This window comes from Sodalis sp. dw_96, assembly GCF_018449575.1.
GTDB lineage: Bacteria > Pseudomonadota > Gammaproteobacteria > Enterobacterales > Enterobacteriaceae > Acerihabitans.
The window spans coordinates 165,748-181,970 of the sequence record NZ_JAAVUT010000009.1 but is presented as its reverse complement, the minus strand read 5'-3'; the positions used below and the strand labels follow the sequence as shown (position 1 = coordinate 181,970).

12 protein-coding genes are annotated in these 16,223 nt (G+C 55.9%); 8 read left to right on the top strand and 4 right to left on the bottom strand.

From position 1 onward, the window contains the following. Positions 1-93: 93 nt before the first annotated feature. From HB631_RS15280 to HB631_RS15270, 3 genes are read right to left on the bottom strand one after another with little or no spacing between them, the layout of a single operon-like run. Positions 94-1,641 carry an efflux transporter outer membrane subunit gene (locus tag HB631_RS15280; RefSeq protein ID WP_213992095.1) on the bottom strand — a complete coding sequence of 516 codons (1,548 nt, stop codon included), beginning with the start codon at positions 1,639-1,641 and terminating at the stop codon, positions 94-96. Between the two features lie 46 nt (positions 1,642-1,687). After that, positions 1,688-3,256: a DHA2 family efflux MFS transporter permease subunit gene (locus HB631_RS15275; RefSeq protein WP_213992024.1), complete on the bottom strand. Its 1,569-nt coding sequence runs from the start codon at positions 3,254-3,256 to the stop codon at positions 1,688-1,690. Then, complete coding sequence (locus HB631_RS15270) at positions 3,253-4,455, bottom strand: HlyD family secretion protein (RefSeq protein WP_213992023.1); 1,203 nt, start codon at positions 4,453-4,455, stop codon at positions 3,253-3,255. Before HB631_RS15270 ends, HB631_RS15275 begins: the two co-directional genes overlap by 4 nt. 632 nt (positions 4,456-5,087) lie before the next feature. On the opposite strand from HB631_RS15270, the gene HB631_RS15265 reads away from it, so the two are divergent. From HB631_RS15265 to pbpG, 8 genes are all read left to right on the top strand, one after another. Continuing rightward, positions 5,088-6,212 carry a helix-turn-helix domain-containing protein gene (locus tag HB631_RS15265; RefSeq protein WP_213992022.1) on the top strand — a complete coding sequence of 375 codons (1,125 nt, stop codon included), beginning with the start codon at positions 5,088-5,090 and terminating at the stop codon, positions 6,210-6,212. Between the two features lie 890 nt (positions 6,213-7,102). Further along, the gene (locus tag HB631_RS15260) at positions 7,103-8,092 is read left to right on the top strand and encodes a helix-turn-helix domain-containing protein (RefSeq protein ID WP_213992021.1); all 990 of its coding nucleotides are present in this window, start codon (positions 7,103-7,105) and stop codon (positions 8,090-8,092) included. A gap of 338 nt (positions 8,093-8,430) precedes the next feature. Beyond that, positions 8,431-8,943 (top strand): spore coat protein U domain-containing protein, encoded by a 513-nt coding sequence (locus tag HB631_RS15255; protein ID WP_213992020.1) that lies wholly within the window; start codon positions 8,431-8,433, stop codon positions 8,941-8,943. A 14-nt stretch (positions 8,944-8,957) separates the two neighbouring features. Next, positions 8,958-9,683 carry a fimbria/pilus periplasmic chaperone gene (locus HB631_RS15250; protein WP_213992019.1) on the top strand — a complete coding sequence of 242 codons (726 nt, stop codon included), beginning with the start codon at positions 8,958-8,960 and terminating at the stop codon, positions 9,681-9,683. 41 nt (positions 9,684-9,724) lie between these two features. After that, complete coding sequence (locus HB631_RS15245) at positions 9,725-12,025, top strand: fimbria/pilus outer membrane usher protein (RefSeq protein ID WP_213992018.1); 2,301 nt, start codon at positions 9,725-9,727, stop codon at positions 12,023-12,025. A 2-nt stretch (positions 12,026-12,027) separates the two neighbouring features. Next, complete coding sequence (locus HB631_RS15240; protein ID WP_213992017.1) at positions 12,028-12,486, top strand: spore coat protein U domain-containing protein; 459 nt, start codon at positions 12,028-12,030, stop codon at positions 12,484-12,486. Between the two features lie 146 nt (positions 12,487-12,632). Further along, positions 12,633-13,820 (top strand): multidrug effflux MFS transporter, encoded by a 1,188-nt coding sequence (locus HB631_RS15235; RefSeq protein ID WP_213992016.1) that lies wholly within the window; start codon positions 12,633-12,635, stop codon positions 13,818-13,820. A gap of 291 nt (positions 13,821-14,111) precedes the next feature. Continuing rightward, on the top strand, positions 14,112-15,074 hold the full coding sequence (gene pbpG / locus HB631_RS15230; RefSeq protein WP_213992015.1) for a D-alanyl-D-alanine endopeptidase: 963 nt from the start codon (positions 14,112-14,114) through the stop codon (positions 15,072-15,074). 420 nt (positions 15,075-15,494) lie between these two features. On the opposite strand, the gene HB631_RS15225 is transcribed toward pbpG, so the two are convergent. Continuing rightward, a complete protein-coding gene (locus HB631_RS15225) occupies positions 15,495-16,181 on the bottom strand; it encodes a glutathione S-transferase N-terminal domain-containing protein (RefSeq protein WP_213992014.1) in 687 nt (228 codons plus the stop codon). Positions 16,182-16,223 lie beyond the last annotated feature (42 nt).

The following is a 16,223-nucleotide window of genomic DNA, read 5'->3' as shown; positions in this document are numbered from 1 at the left end:
TCTCCTGTTTTTTTGCATTGTGCTACAAAAATATGTGATGAAGGTCTAATTTATTTGATCAACATAGATAAGTTGTTTACTTTTTTGGTTTTTTTACTTTTGCGGAGCGGCCGCCGCCGTTTCCGCGGGTCCGAATACCGGATATTTGGGTAGATTCACCTGGGTGTAAGGTTCCCAGCCGCCGCCCAGGGCCTTATAAAGCGCCACCAGATCGATGCCGGTCTGGACCCGGGCGCCGGCCACCTGCTGCCGGGCCTGGGCCAACTGCCTCTGGGCATCAAGCATGGTGATAAACGAGCTGAGTCCCTGACGATAGCTTTCGCTGGATAAATTGAAGGCATTCTGGAGCGATGCGGCGGTCTGCTCCAATCCATCCACCTGTTGCTGATCGGCGCGGTAGCTCACCAGGGCATTTTCCACATCCTGCAAGGCGGTCAGGACGGTTTGCCGATAGGCCAATACCGCATTTGCCTGCTGTGCCCGGGCCAGCCTCACGCTGGAGACCAGGCGGCCGCCCTGGAAAATCGGCAGCGATACCTGTGGACCGAAACTGTAAAAATGACTGCTCCAGTGGGTCAGATAATCCGCATCGGTATTGCGCATGCCGAACTGGCCGGTAAGGGATAAGTCAGGGAACAACTGGGCCACCGAGACGCCGATATTGGCGGTGGCCGCGTGCAGGCTGGCTTCCGCCTGGCGTACATCGGGACGGCGGCGCGCCAGGGTTGCGGGTACCCCTACCGCCACAACGGCGGGAATGGCGGGCAGGGGTTTGGCCCCGCCCAATTCGTTATCCAGCGTGCCGGGTGCCTGCCCCAGTAATACCGCCAGGGCGTTCATCGCCTGACGCTGCTGCGCCTGGTATTGCGGCAGCTGCGCCCGGAGCGAACCGAGCTGGGCGGCGGCATTTTCCACATCATATTGCGGCGCCAGCCCGTGTTGCTGGCGGCTGCGGGTCAATTCCAGGGACTGTTCGGCCACATCGATTTGCGTTTGGATGGTCTGCGCCACGGTCTGCGCGCCCCGTAGCTGCAAGTAGGTCCGCGCCACTTCCGCTTCCAGCGACACCAGCGCGTCGTTGCGCTCTTCCACCGAGGCCTGGGTTTGCGCCTGCGCCATCTCAACCGAGCGGCGCACCTTTCCCCAAAGATCCAATTCCCAGCTGGCATCGAAACTGCCCTGATAAAGGTTCACCGGCTGGGTCAAGGTATTCAGAGCGGAGGCGGCTTGCGGGCTGAGGCTTGCCACGCTGGAGGTGTCGACATGCGCGGAATCCAGCTCGCCGGCCAAACCCAGCTGCTCACGCTGGTAGCTGGCCTTGGCTTGCACCGACGGCAAATAGGCGGCACCCGCCTGCACGGTTTGTTCCCGTGCGCCGGCAATACGCAAGACCGCCTGCTGCAGATTGATATTGCCGGCGATAGCCCGGTCAATCAAACCATCCAACTGAGGATCGTTAAAGGTACGCCACCAGGACGGATCGGGCAGCGCCGCCAGGGTCGCCGACGCGGGTCGGTTTTTGCCGCCGGGGTCGAGGTTATTGAATGCGGCGGGGGTCGCGGGGGTGGAGGCGTGATAATCCGGACCCACTGAACAGGCGGTCATCATGGCCGCCAGCATACCCAGGCCGAAACGGCGCATTTGTGGAGCGGACCGCAGCTGAGCGGTTAAGAAACGAGCCGGCATACTAATGAACTCCCACACTGCCTTCGCCCTTCACCGGCGAAAGCAACAGACAGAAAGGAATCAGGATAAACGCCACCAGCGCGCAAACGGAAAACACGTCGATGTAGGACATAATCCGCGATTGGATAATCATTTGCTGATATAACTTGCCGGTGGCGATTTGCACCGGATCGCCGATTTGCAGGGAAAAATTGCGCACTGCCGCCGCGCCGTTGCTCAGCGCCTGCTGGAACTGCTCATTGAGCGGGGTCATATTCTCCACAAGATAGGCGCTATGCACCTGGCTGCGCTCGGTAATCGCGGCGGTGGACAAGGATATCCCGATGGATCCCGCCACATTGCGGAACATGGTAAACAGCGCCGAGGCATCGGCATTCAATTTTGGCGCCAGCGTGATATAGGCCACCGTGGTAAGGGGAACGAACAGGAATCCCAGCCCGATGGACTGCGCGCTGCGCATCAGGACCAAGGTAATATAATCCACGTTCGGCACCAGACGGCTGGAATAAATAAAGGCTATCGCCAGTAACGAGAAGCCGAAGGCCACCAGCCAGCGGGTTTGCACTATGGGCATCAGTTTTATCACCAGCGGGATGGATAATACGATTAAAATTGCCCCCGGCGACATCACCAGGCCGGAGAGGGTGGCGGTATATCCCAGTTCCTGCTGCGCCAACTGCGGTATCGCCACCGAACTGCCGTAGAGGATCATGGCCATGCCGGCCATCAGCAGGCTGGATACGGCAAAATTACGATCTTTGAGACAGCGCAAATCCACCACCGGTTTTTTGGTGTAAAGCAGCCAGTAAATGGCCCCCACAATGCCTACCGCCGCCAGCACCGTAAACAGTCGGATGAAATTGGACGAGAACCAGTCATCGTCCTCGCCGCGATCCAGCATGACCTGCAAACATCCCAGACCGAGGGCTATCAGGCCGATGCCGGTATAATCAATGGAGAGTTTGCGCCCCTTGACCCGGCGTTCCCAGGGGGGATCTTCCAGCAGTTGATAAATGGCCACCATGGTCAGGATGCCGATGGGGATATTGATCAGAAACACCCAGCGCCAGCTGTAATTGTCGGTGATCCAGCCCCCCAGCGTCGGACCCAGCACCGGCGCCACGATAATGGCGATGGAGGAGAGTCCGAAGGCCTTGCCGCGGTCCGCGGGCTTGAAATAATCCAGCAGCACCGATTGCTGCACTGGTTGCAGACCGCCGCCGAAAAAGCCCTGCAGCACGCGAAACAGGATGATCTGCCACAGCTCGGTAGAGATGCCGCACAGGAAAGAGCAGACGGTAAACATGCCGATACACAGCAAGAAATATTGCTTGCGGCCGAACACTCGGCCAAGAAAAGCGGAAATAGGCAATACGATACCGTTCGCCACCAGGTAAGAGGTAAGCACCCAGGTGGATTCGTCGTAGCTCGCCGATACGGTTCCGGCGATATGGGGCAGGGCGACATTGACGATGGTGGTGTCGAGTATCTCCATAAACACCGCCAAGGTCACGACCCATGCCACTACCCAGGGATTCCCGGCCGGCTGCCAGTGCCGATCCTCACTCATTTCAGGATTACCGTGGGCTGTACCGATAATCCGAGGGGCAGCGGCATATTCGGATCCAGACCGCTGTCGATAATGATTTTCACCGGCACCCGTTGAACGATTTTTACAAAGTTACCGGTGGCGTTTTCCGCCGGGAACGCTGAAAAGCGCGAACCGGAGCCCTGCTGCACGCTATCAACATGGCCGTGCAGTTTCATTTTCGGATAGGCGTCCACTTCGAGATCCACACGGTTGCCGGGGCGCATGCGCTCCAACTGCGACTCCTTGAAGTTGGCCGTTACCCAGACATCCGGTGAAACCACCGACATCAGGGCGCTGCCGGCCTGTACCAGCATCCCAGGCTGGACATTGCGGCGGGTGACGAAGCCGTCGAACGGCGCGCGGACATCGGCATAGGACAGATTCAGATCGGCGGTTTCCAACTGTGCTTTCGCCTGCTGCACCTGTTGCTGCCGCGCCTCGACGGTGGTTTCGGCCTGGCGGATTTGCAGCGCCACCTGAGCGGCCACCTGCACCTGCGCGCGGGCATTGGCGACATTGGCGCTTGCCGCGCGTAATTGCGCATTGGCGCTATCGATATTTTGCTGTGAAGTGGCACGGGGGTCCACGCCGCGCTGGCGGCGATATTCCGCTTCGGCATTTTGTAAATTAGCCTCGGCGCTGGCCTGTTGCGCCTGGGCCTGCGCCAGCTGCGCCGGATACTGCACGCGGGATAAATCCAGCTGCACCTCGGCCTGATGCAGCTGCGCCTGGGCCAAACCCAACTGAGCCAGGGCCTGATCCCGCTGCGCGATATAATCCCTGGGGTCGATTTGTATCAGCAAATCCCCTTTATGCACGCGCTGGTTATCCTTTACCGCCAGATTCACCACATAACCGCCGATTTTCGGCGCTACGGTTACCGCGTCGCTCTCGGTATAAGCGTCATCGGTGGTCTCCTGATTGCGGGTAGACAACCAAAAATACAGCGCCACCGCGATGAGTATCACTACCACCACCGCCAGGATGATCAGGGGTTTTTTACCGGGACCTTTACGGGTCGGCTCCGACGCGTCGTCTTGCTTATCGCCTTCCTCATCGGATTGTTTGTCTTCATTTTCCCGGCTACGGGCCGGTGGTTGGTCTTGGTGGTCATCATCACGGCGATCTTTGTTCGCCGGCAATGCGTCATCTGATTTGTCGTTATTATTGCTGTCCATAGGCCCCATCAAGATATCGGCAGCAAGGCGCTGCGCCGTTGATTAACAGAGAATCTTGTTGTTGATTAAAAGGAATTATAGCAAAGCTGTGACCGACGTCAGTTTATTGCTCCCTTCGCCTCCCCATAAAGTGTGCATCGGCTAACATTTTTCACCCGACAGCCGGTGAATAAACGGCATAGTGGGACAGAACCTGCCGCCGTGCCTCAGTCTGCGGTTGGATCCTGATAAAACAATACCTTGGCATGCACATATAATGGAAGAGCGCGGAGACGAAAAAAAATCGTTAGAAATTATGTCTGACCTCGCGTTTCCTTTCTTTTTTGGGTGGATGACAGGGTTTATGGATCCCCTAGCGGGTGTTAAAACAGCGGGATAGGTGCGAAATAAACAGGCTCTGCTAAACTCATTCAGGGATAGAACAGATAAGAAAAATTAATCAGCCCGGGACAGCAATGAACATTGGAAAAAGTGATTTCAGGCTGATATTTATACAAATGGAGGACTCAATTCATCCTCATACTTCTTATATAATGCAGTATTGATTGTTTGTATGCTTATCCTTCAGCCCGCGTGTTTCCCCTTCCCAGCGGCCGGTGGGTAATGGTATGGGCAATGGAACCGTGCCAATTATGCTGAAACATACCAGGCCGATTATCATTGATAGCACGGCCGGCGATATGCTCTCCTCCCCTTCGTCTCAATCCCCGATATCAGGAATGGCTGCCGCCGAGGTGCGAAGAGCCATTATTCTGACCTATCCGGGATGTTTTCTCGGCGAGGCCATCGAGCTGATGGAACTAATGACGGCGCTGAACAGCGATCATGTTATCCATTACGTGACGCGGATTTATTCGCTGGCGGGGGGGCGGGTGGATTCCCCGTCCAGCAAGCTTATCCATGTAGACAGCCTGGCGGTGTACGGTCCGGTGCCCATTGAAAACGATCTGCTGATCATCGCCTCCGGGGCCCGGTCGTCGGGGGACCCGACCGGGGAAATATCCCGTTGGCTGCAGGCGGTTTGTCCGGCGTCAAAGCAAATCGTCGCGCTGGGCTCAGGCGTGCTTCAACTGGCGGTCGCCGGCTTGCTGGATCACCGGCGGGTGACTATCCACTCCGCGCTTGCGCCGTTTCTCACCGCTAATTTCCCCCTGGTGGAAGTGAAAGCGGTAGGTGCGCTGCGCGTCGACGGCAATCTTTTCACCACCAACGAACATATCGATTTGCGTAAACTGGCCTTGCTGTTGGTGAAAGACCCGCCATCGCTAAAAAGGGTACAGCGGCCGGCCAAGCCCGTAAGGCAGGCCGGAGCCGCCATCGTCTTTCATTCGGCGGCGTTCGTCAGTAAGGGAGCCATCGCGCACCGGATCCTCCTTTGGTGGTTAATCCATTTGGACTATGACATCACGATGCAGAGCTCCGCCGATTTTTTAGCCATGAGCGAACGCAGCTTTCGTCGTCATTTCAAAAGTGAAGTGGGATATAACCCTAATCTTTTTCTGCTGCTGCTGCGGCTGGAATTAGCCCGTCAGGCGCTGCTTGACAGTGATTTGCCGATAGATAAAATCGCCCGGCGCGGCGGATTGCATGACGGCCAGCAGCTGGCGCGGATGTTTCGCAAGTTTCTCGGCATCTCGCCTAATCAATACCGGGTAGTTAAAGGTCTGGGCGACTTGCCGCAAAAAGATCCGCTCTACGGCGCCGTCTTTGACGGCCGCCGGACGCCATGCTGGCTGCTGAAAATCCTTGGTCACTAACACTCCTGATTAACAGGCGCACGCCCAGGGGCCGCGACTGAGTATCTTGATTCTTCGCGAAAAAATTCCAAAACACCTGTTATCGGCCGACCAAAGGACGCCCTTGAGCGGCATTACGGCGGTTGGCCGGAACTGCAGCCATTCTGTCCGGATTTGCTGTGAAATGAATTTCCTACAATAGCAGCGAACAGTTTATATTGGCACTCAACAAATCGGGTATAACATACGAAATCCAATGGGTTAGCGATATGTTATTACGAGAGAACTCTTTCTCAGACGCTATCGGACGCCTCGGGCCGCGTTGGCGGCGGCTTTTCGCTTCAAGATATCGGCGGTTTGCCCGGTTTGGCGAGTAGCCGGTTGTCCAATACGCGGGAGGCTTTTGTCAGACCTTGGGAATATTATCATCGCCAAAGAGCGATAGGTACGTTAATAAAGAATATAACGAGACCCTCTTTATATTTTTTATCTTCCATAAAATGAAACCAGATAGCTGAATATGTACGAACGGTTATTTTTTTATTATTTTTTTATGAACAAAAAATGCTTTTTGGCTGTCGTTTTTTTGAATACTTATCCATGAATATATCAACGTTCAGGTCTTGATTTATTTTCACTGGCGATTGATATATTTTCCCATTATGCCTTGTCATTCACAATGACGCTGTCGGCCGGATTATGATAACCATGCTTAAAAATAACACAGCTTCTCCGTTGATTGACAACCCGCCCTGCGGAAATTCAGGGTCGGCATATACGCCGACGCCGCGTTCCCGTTCGTAATGGAGACCGGCGCGGAAGTCCGGAGGATTTCGATTTTAACCTATCCGGGCTGTTTTCTCGGTGAAGCGATCAGGTTGCTGGAGATATTCATATCCCTAGGGGAATCCATGGCGGAGCAAAACGGACCGAAAACCCGCAACCTGATCCAAATTTATTCTCTTTCCGGAGGACGCGTCTTTTCACCTGCGTCACGTTTGATATTTATGGATACCCTGATGATCCAGGGGCCGAAGCCGGTGAATTCGGACCTGCTGATTATAGCGCACGGCACCCGGGCGGTGACGGATCACGCCGGTGAGTTGTCTGGTTGGCTGCGGGCGGTGTGCCCCGGGGCGAAGCAGATTGTCGCCCTTGGTTCCGGCGTTATCCGGCTGGCGGCGGCCGGTTTGCTGAATCATCGAAGGGTAACCACCCACTCCGCTTTGGCGCCGCTGCTGGCCGAAAATTACCCGCTGGTGAATGTCGATGCGCTATCGCCGTTACAGATAGACGGCAATATTTACACCACCAACGAACATATGAATTTGCGCGAGCTGGCGATGTTGTTGATAAAAAAGCCCTTGTCCCTCGGCTCTCGCTCGCCGCATCAGGGCACGGCGCCACGGGCGGGTGAGGGCGCAACGGCGTTCCACCATGCCTTTGCCCGGACGGACTCCATTGCCCACCGCGTCATTCTGTGGTGGCTGGCGCATATTGACGAAGATATCAGTATGGAGCGTTCGGCGGAATTTTTATCCATGAGCGAACGAAGTTTCCGGCGTCATTTCAAAACGGAAGTGGGTTACTCGCCCTATTTGTTCTTGCTGCTGCTACGTCTGGAACTCGCGCGCCAGGCGTTAATCGACAGCAATCTTCCCATCGACAAAATTGCCCGGCGCGGCGGTTTGCACGACGGTCAGCAGTTAGCGCGCATGTTCCGCAAATTTATCGAAACCTCACCGCACCAGTACCGCATCGAAAAATGCAATGACGGGCTGCCGATACCCCATCCGGTTTATGCCGCTTTATTTGATGGACGTACCACGCCGCCGTGGCTGCGGGAGTTGCAATTCGCGGCGAAACGGGGCCTGCCCGAGGGGCGAGGCAGCGGGCTTTGATTATTGCGTAGTGCATTTTCACCTCGCTACAAATAATGGCGATAACATCGTCCTTGAGTGAATGAAATGAGATTTTTTTTTGCAAAATATATTGCCGAGGAATAATAATTCGTTGGAAAAATATATTTCGCCCGTCAAAACTTGTCGCCGCCTGCTGCCGGTGGCTCGCCATAAATCAATATTATCTTTTTTGGCCGATATTGCGATTATTTAGTCCGTATTTGCGATGGTATAAAAACCTACTTAACCCAAATAACCGTTATTCTGGTTGCGAGAAATGGCATAACTAAAGTGCCAAATCCATTCAAATCATTAGTCGCATCTTTCAAGGAAATATCATGTCCTGCAAACGTCTTTTTAAAGCCGGTGCCCTGTCCGTATTGTGTCTGGGTGCCGCTGTTTCCAGCCAAGCCTTCGCCGCCGGTACGCAAAATGCCAACATCGCGGTTACCGCCGCGGTTGAATCGGCTTGTACTTTGGCCACCACCGCGCTGACGTTCCCCGCCTATACCGGTTCTGCGGTAGTGGATACCACGGCGACGTTAACGGTCACCTGCACCAACGCCGCGCCGTATGTTATGGCCCTCGGCGCGGGTACCGGCGCCGGCGCCACCACCACGGTGCGCGTTCTGACCAGCCCGTCGACAACGTCGGTGTTGAACTACGGTCTGTATAGCGATGCGAACCATACCGTATCCTGGGGCAATACCACCGGTACCGATACGGTAGCCGGAACCGGTAACGGTGCGGCACAAGACGTGACCGTTTATGGTGAAATCGCCGCTAACCAGCTTTCCGCCCAGGTCGCTACCGATTATGCCGACACCGTCGCTGTGACTGTGACCTATTAAGAAAGTAAAGCCTAATGCCCAGTAATATCATTTTTATCCGGGTGCTTATGCTGGCAGTCCTGTGGGCCATCGTGCCCCAGGCTTCTGCCCAGGCATTGGCCATCGTGCCCATCCGTCAGGATTTATCCTCGGTACACCGTTCCGCCAGTTTCACCTTAACCAACACCTCGGATAAACCGACGTTAATTCAAATTCGTGGTTTCAGCTGGATACAGAAGGGAAATGACGACAGTTTTGTCCCTACCGCCAAGCTTACGGTAAGCCCGCCTTTTGCCACCATTCCGCCGGGTCAATCACAAACCGTGCGTTTATTGTTACGGGACCCGGCAATGAATGGCGAAGAGTCCTACCGTGTTGTATTTGATCAAATTCCCGATCGCGGCGGCAGTCACATCCAACTGACGGTACGCTTTACCGTACCGGTGTTTTCCTTGAGCAATTCCCCGGCGCGCCCCGACGTGCAATGGCGCATCGAACGGCAGGGCAATGACCTGACGCTGGTGGCGGTTAATCAAGGACTGTCCCATAGTATGCTGGCCAATCTGAGCGCCTCCACCGCCAACGGTGAATCGTTGAAGCTGGCCGGTCCCGGCATGCCTTATATTTTGGCCGGCAACGAGCGCCGCTGGATTATCAAGGATCCCCGGCATTTGTTAAATACCGGTTCACGCGTCCATGTCATCAATCCAGGTCCGCAGGATAAATCGGATCAGTGGGTGAATGTCGGCCCTAACAATTGATATCACCACGATATTGGCGCCCGGCGAGCGGTATGCTCTCCATGGCGCTGATTTGGCCTGCATCGGCGGCAATCGCCGGCACCCCGCCGGATGCCGGGCAAAGCCTGCTGCTCAATGTGGTGGTCAACGGGCAGGATCATAATAACATCCAGGAAATCGCCCAGCGGCAAGGCGTATTGTTGTTCACCCGTGAACAGCTTACCGCCTCCGGATTGATTTTGAACGGCAAGCCGGCTGAAACCGGCGACGGTTTGATTTCATTGGACAGCATCAAGGAGTGGACCTGGCGGCTGGACGCCAACGCCCAGACGTTATATCTGAAAGTACCGGTGCAAAGCCAGATTGCCCAGCAGCTCAACGCCGATCCCGCGACGGGTGACCTGTCGCCCGCCCACAGCGATACCGGTGCGCTGCTGAATTACGATACCGAGTTCACCCACTATGCGGGCCAGACCGGCAACAGCCTGCTGGGAGAGCTGCGGCTGTTCGGCGATCGGGGCGTATTCAGCAATAACGCGGTTGAGACCCATAACCCCTATCTCAGCCAGACGGTACGGCTGGACAGCACCTACAGCGTCTCCGATGTGGCGACCCTGCGCACATGGAACGTTGGCGATTATATCAACGGCGGCCTGGCCTGGACCCGTCCCGTTCGCATGGCGGGTATGCAGATGACTACCAATTTCGGGCTGCGGCCCGATTTGGTGACCTTTCCCCGGCCCGGCATCAGCGGCGAGGTAGCGGTGCCTTCATCGGTGGATATTTATGTTAACGGGCTGCATCAGATGACCACTCAGGTGGATCCCGGTCCGTTTGAAATCAACCAGTTGCCGGTGACCAGCGGCGGTGGGGACGTGTCGATGGTGGTAAAGGACGTCAATGGCCGTCAGACCAACGAGACCCTGCCGTTTTATGCCAGCAACACCCTGTTGCAAAAAGGGTTAATGTCCATGTCTGTTGAAGCCGGATCGGTGCGGAGGGCTTATGCCAGCCGTTCCGATGATTACGCCGGCGGCGCGGCATCAATGAGTTATCGGCGCGGCGCCACCGACCGGCTGACGCTTGAAAGCCACCTTGAAGGCAGCGAAAAGGTGGCTATGGGCGGCCTGGGCGCCGACATGCTGGTGAGCTCCCTGGGGGTGTTGTCCGGTTCGCTGGCGGTGGGCGGTTACGGCCAGAAGCCGGGTACGCAATACGGCGTGGGTTTTACCCATATCGTTCATACCTTCAGTTACGGTGTCAGCGTATTAAAAGCCGACTCGAGTTTTTACGATCTGGCTTCCGCGTATGGTGACGGCACTCCCGGTACCACCCTGCGTGCCAATGTCGGTTTTCCCCTGCCGGGCGGCGGTTCATTCGGCGTGGTTTATGCTAAGCGCCTGGTTAATTATTATAATGATTACAATTATGAGTCCACTCGGATCGAGACCGCGACACTGACCGCCACCTATTCAACCTCGCTGCCGTTTTTGCGCGCCTTCGGCTATGTTACGGCGCTGCATGATTTTGATTATGACCATGATAACGCGGTGTTTGTCGGTGTTTCCCTGCCCATCGGGCACCGGGCGACGGTCAGTGCCGGCAGCAGCGTCAGCAACGGAGAAAGCTATCAAACCCTGCAGGCGCAGCAGTCCGCGGTACAACGCGGCGATATCGGCTGGAGCCTGGGGGAACAGAACGGATCGGTATCAAGGCAGACGGCCGGGCTGGAATATAAATCCGACTGGGGATTGATGGGCGCCGAGGCGGAGCAGGGCACGGCGGGCCAGGCGGAACGCGGCACTCTGCAGGGCTCCCTGGTGGCCATGGACGGACATGTTTTCGCCGCCAATACCCTTCAGGACGGTTTTGCGGTGGTGGATACCGATGGTTTGCCCGGTGTCGGGGTATTGCAGGAAAACCGTCCCGTGGGCAAGACCGACAAAAACGGTTTGCTGTTTGTCGAAAATCTTCGCGCCTACGAGAGCAACCGCTTATCCATCAATCCGAATGATGTGCCGATGGATGTCTCCCTTGAAAACGACAATCTTACCGTCAAGCCGAACGACCGATCCGGCGTTTTGGCTAAATTCCCTATACATCATACCAACGGCGCCACCTTGCGGCTGGTGGATGAGCATCATGTGCCGCTACCGCTGGGCGGCGTGGCGACGCTTATCAATGGCGGAGCACAGGCCATGGTGGGTTATGACGGCGTGACCTATTTCGAGAATCTGTCGGAACACAACCGGCTCAAGGTCTCGACGCCCGGCCGGCCGGACTGTGGACTGGCCTTCGATTATAAGCCGCAGACCGGCGCCATTCCGGAAATAGGGCCTTTGATATGTATCACCGGAGCTTGATTATGCAATTACTGAACGTCGCAGGCGGCATGGTATTGATGTTTCTCAGCGGGCCGGCGTTGGCCTATGACTGCGCAATTTCCGGCACGCCGCTGAATTTCGGCTCGGTGGAAGGTATTGCCGGGCGCATACAGCAAAGCACCGCTACCCTGACCGTGGTCTGTCGCACCGGCAACACCCCGGCAAACGTCAGTTACCAGATTCTGATGGTCGGTCCGGCGGGGGATGCGCAGCGACAAATGTCCGCGGGCGAACATATTACCGGTTATCAGCTTTACACCTCGGGAAGTTATCAGCAGGTGTGGAGCAATACCGGCGACGGGATCATTAGCGACAGTTACAGTCTCGGGGCAAATGCCACCGTTACGCGTAATTACACCGTCTATGCCAAAATGAAAACCGACCGTGCGGCGTCCCCCGGCACTTATACGGCGAATCTCGCGGTACAGCTTGTTTACTGAACCACCGATTTTAATCAAACGTGCAAATAATAGTGTCTTAACCACGGAAAAACTGACAAATCTCTGATTTTTGCCGACAATGTTTGCTCGTCCCCACGTTCGCTGCGGGTTATCGAGGAATTTTTTCCGGTTATAGGGATATTTTCATGACCACTTCATCACAACGACTGAGCTTCACCCTGGTGCTCGGCTCCCTGGCGGCACTGGGTCCGCTGTGCACCGACTTCTATTTGCCCTCCCTGCCGAATCTGGCCGCCAGTCTGTCCACCACCACCGCCACGGCGCAACTCAGTCTTACCGCCGGTTTGCTCGGCTTGGGTCTCGGCCAGCTGTTCTTCGGCCCCCTGAGCGATAAGCTTGGGCGCATGCGCCCGCTGTTAGCGTCGCTCTTCATATTATTGCTGGCGTCCATCGGCTGCGCCCTGGCCCGGGATATCAGCCAATTATTGGCGGCACGTTTTATCCAGGGCCTGGCGGGAGCGGGCGGGGCGGTATTATCAAGAGCGGTGGCCCGTGATTTGTACAACGGCCATGAGCTGACCCGGTTTTTCGCCATGCTGATGCTGGTCAACGGCCTGGCGCCCATCGCCGCCCCGGTAATGGGCGGGGCGTTATTGTCATGGATGAACTGGCGCGGGCTCTTTATGGTACTGACGGCCATCGCATTGCTGCTGCTGGTATTAAGCGCCTGGCGGCTGCGGGAAACCCTGCCGGCGCCGAGCCGGAATCAAGCATCCCTGCCCGGTGTCTTCGGTGGCCTGGGGCGTTTGGTGGTCCAGCGGCAATTTATGGGCTTATGCCTGACCCAGGGGTTCAGCATGGCGGGGATGTTCGCGTATATCGGCGCGTCGCCTTTTGTCCTGCAGCAAATTTACGGCCTTAGTCCACAATCCTTCAGCTTTTGTTTCGCCGCTAATGGCCTGGGCCTGATAGTCGCCGCGCAAATCGCCGCGCGCTGCAGTATCAGATTCGGTGAATTTACCCTGTTGAAAGTCGGGCTCGGTATCGCGGGGCTGGCGTCGTCGGCCCTGCTGGTCTGCGGCGGGTTTGGGGCGCCATTGCCCCTGATACTGCTGGCGCTGTTTTTTTCGGTGATGATAAACGGTTTAATCGGTACCCTGGCATCTTCCCTGGCCATGCAAAGCCAGGGCAAAAACGCAGGCAGCGCTTCGGCGATCATCGGTGTCGGCATGTTTGCCCTTGGGGCCATGAGCGTGCCTTTTACCGGCATCGGGGGCACCTCGGTGGTGACGATGGGGCTGACTATCTGGGGATGTTATATGATAGCCATTATGATATTCACCGTTGTGGTGGATAAAAGAACGCTGTCTTAAATCCAATAATCAGTTATATATCGTTTAAAATAACGCTGAATATGGGCTTTATTATCTTTTATACCAAACCACCGATCAATTTTCTTATTCATGGCTTTCCAGACTCACGAACTCTTTAACCTGCAAGAAATGTCAGGCGAAGACATTTACGGAAATGAAAACATGTCAATTATAATCGTTTTTTTTTGGTGACAAAAAAATACTGGTTACAAGCGATTTTCGTTTTTCGATAATCGGATATACTATGACGTCATTCACGGCGGTCTCGCTGTCATTTTCGGGTAATGAATAATGTTATCTTTTTTTCGTGTCGCTTGTTTCGGCGTGTCACTTTTTACGCTCGGTAATGTAATGATCGGCAATGCGCAGGCTGCTGTCAGCACGGAGCAGGCGCCGCTGACGTCACCTTTGGTGATAGCCTCCGGCAGCGCCATTGTTGTGGATATGGCCGATAACCGTCTTCTTTATGCCGCCAATGCGGATAAAGTGGTGCCCATTGCTTCCTTGTCCAAATTAATGACCGCCATTGTGGTGCTGGATGCGCATCAGCCGATGGATGAAATTATTTCGGTGGATATTCATCAGACGCCGGAATTGAAAGGCGTATTTTCACGGGTAAGGGTGGGAAGCGAAATCAGTCGGCACGATATGTTGCTGCTGGCGCTGATGTCTTCCGAAAATCGTGCGGCCGCCAGTTTGGCGCACCATTATCCCGGCGGTTATTCGGCGTTTATTGCCGCAATGAATGCGAAAGCCAAGTCATTGGGCATGCTGCATACCCATTATGTGGAGCCCACCGGTTTATCTTTTAATAACGTGTCGACGGCGCGTGATTTGTCCAAATTACTTATCGCCAGTCAAAATTACCCGATGTTGAGCGAGCTCAGCACCACGCACGAGACGATGGCGAAGTTCCAGAATCCCCCTTATACCCTGCCGTTCCGTAATACCAATCATCTGGTTTACCGGCCCGACTGGGCGATTCAATTAACCAAAACCGGCTTTACCAATCAGGCGGGGCATTGTCTGGTGATGCGGACGGTGATCAATCACCGGCCGGTGGGGTTGGTGGTGCTGGATGCGTTCGGCAAATATACCCATTTCGCCGACGCCAACCGCATCCGCAGCTGGCTGGAAACCGGCAAGTCTTCGTCGGTGCCGGCGGCGGCCATGGATTACAAGAAACAGAAAGCCCGCCAGTCCGGCGTTACGGCGCAGAATAACAGCGGCGGCCAGAACGGTGTGGCGGATTAAGTGATCCTGGGGCGGCCCAGGCACGGTTTTCCTAACCCGGCCGCTTTAGGTTGGGAAGATAGCGGGCCTAGCGTGCCATGTGGCGCTCTGGCGGGCGGAGAAGCCACGCCCGCTTCGACCACATTGGCGCGCTCTCCCTTTAACAGACTCGTCGCACGTTCGGTGTTGGCGGGTCTAGCGTGCCATGTGGCGCTTCGGCGGGCGGAAAAACCACGCCCGCTTCGACCACATTGGCGCGCTCTCCCTTTAACACGTTCGTTGCACGTTCGGTGTTGGCGGGCCTAGCGTGCCATGTGGCGCTCCGGCGGGCGGAAAAACCACGCCCGCTTCGACCACATTGGCGCGCTCTCCCTTTAATATGCCCGTTCCAGCATCGGTAACAATGCAACGCGCATTTGACGTGACGAAGCTAATGCCCCTTTACTGCGGGGTACGCAAATCCTCCACGATTTCGCCGTACCGTACGGCTTCTTCCTCATGACTTTCATCGCGCCATTCTTCCGCCAGCGCCAGCCGATACCACTCCTCCAAGGCCGGCAGAGCCAGCATGGTCTGGCACCAGCGTTGGGCGGCGGCGGAGAGGGGCAGGCCGTAACTCTGAATGCGGAAAATCACCGGGGCGTAGAAGGCGTCCACGGCGCTGAAATCCGGGCCGGCCAGGAACGGACCGCCGAACTGTGTTAAGCCCTGTTGCCATAACGTATCCAGCCGGGTGAGATCGGCGTCTAATTCAGGCGGCGGCGCCGTCAGTTTTATCCGTATTCCGCAATTCATCGGGCAAATGGTCCGAAGCGCAGTAAACCCGGCATGCATTTCCGCCGCGGCGCATCGCGCCCAGGCCCGTGCCTGGTACTCCTCCGGCCAGATGCCGGCATGAATTTCCGCCAGATATTCGGCGATGGCCAGGGAATCCCAAATTGCCATTGCGCCGTCATAGAGCACCGGTACCCGACCGGTGGGAGAAAAATGCTGAAAAACACTGGCGTTGCTGTTGCCTTGAAACCGATGGGTGGTTTCAGTGAACGGGATATTCAGGGCCTTCATCAAAAGCCAGGGACGCAGCGACCATGAGGAGTAATTTTTATTGGCAATATGCAGTTCATACACGATTCAGGACTCCCTCGTATTCAGCATGGCGACGGGATTCCG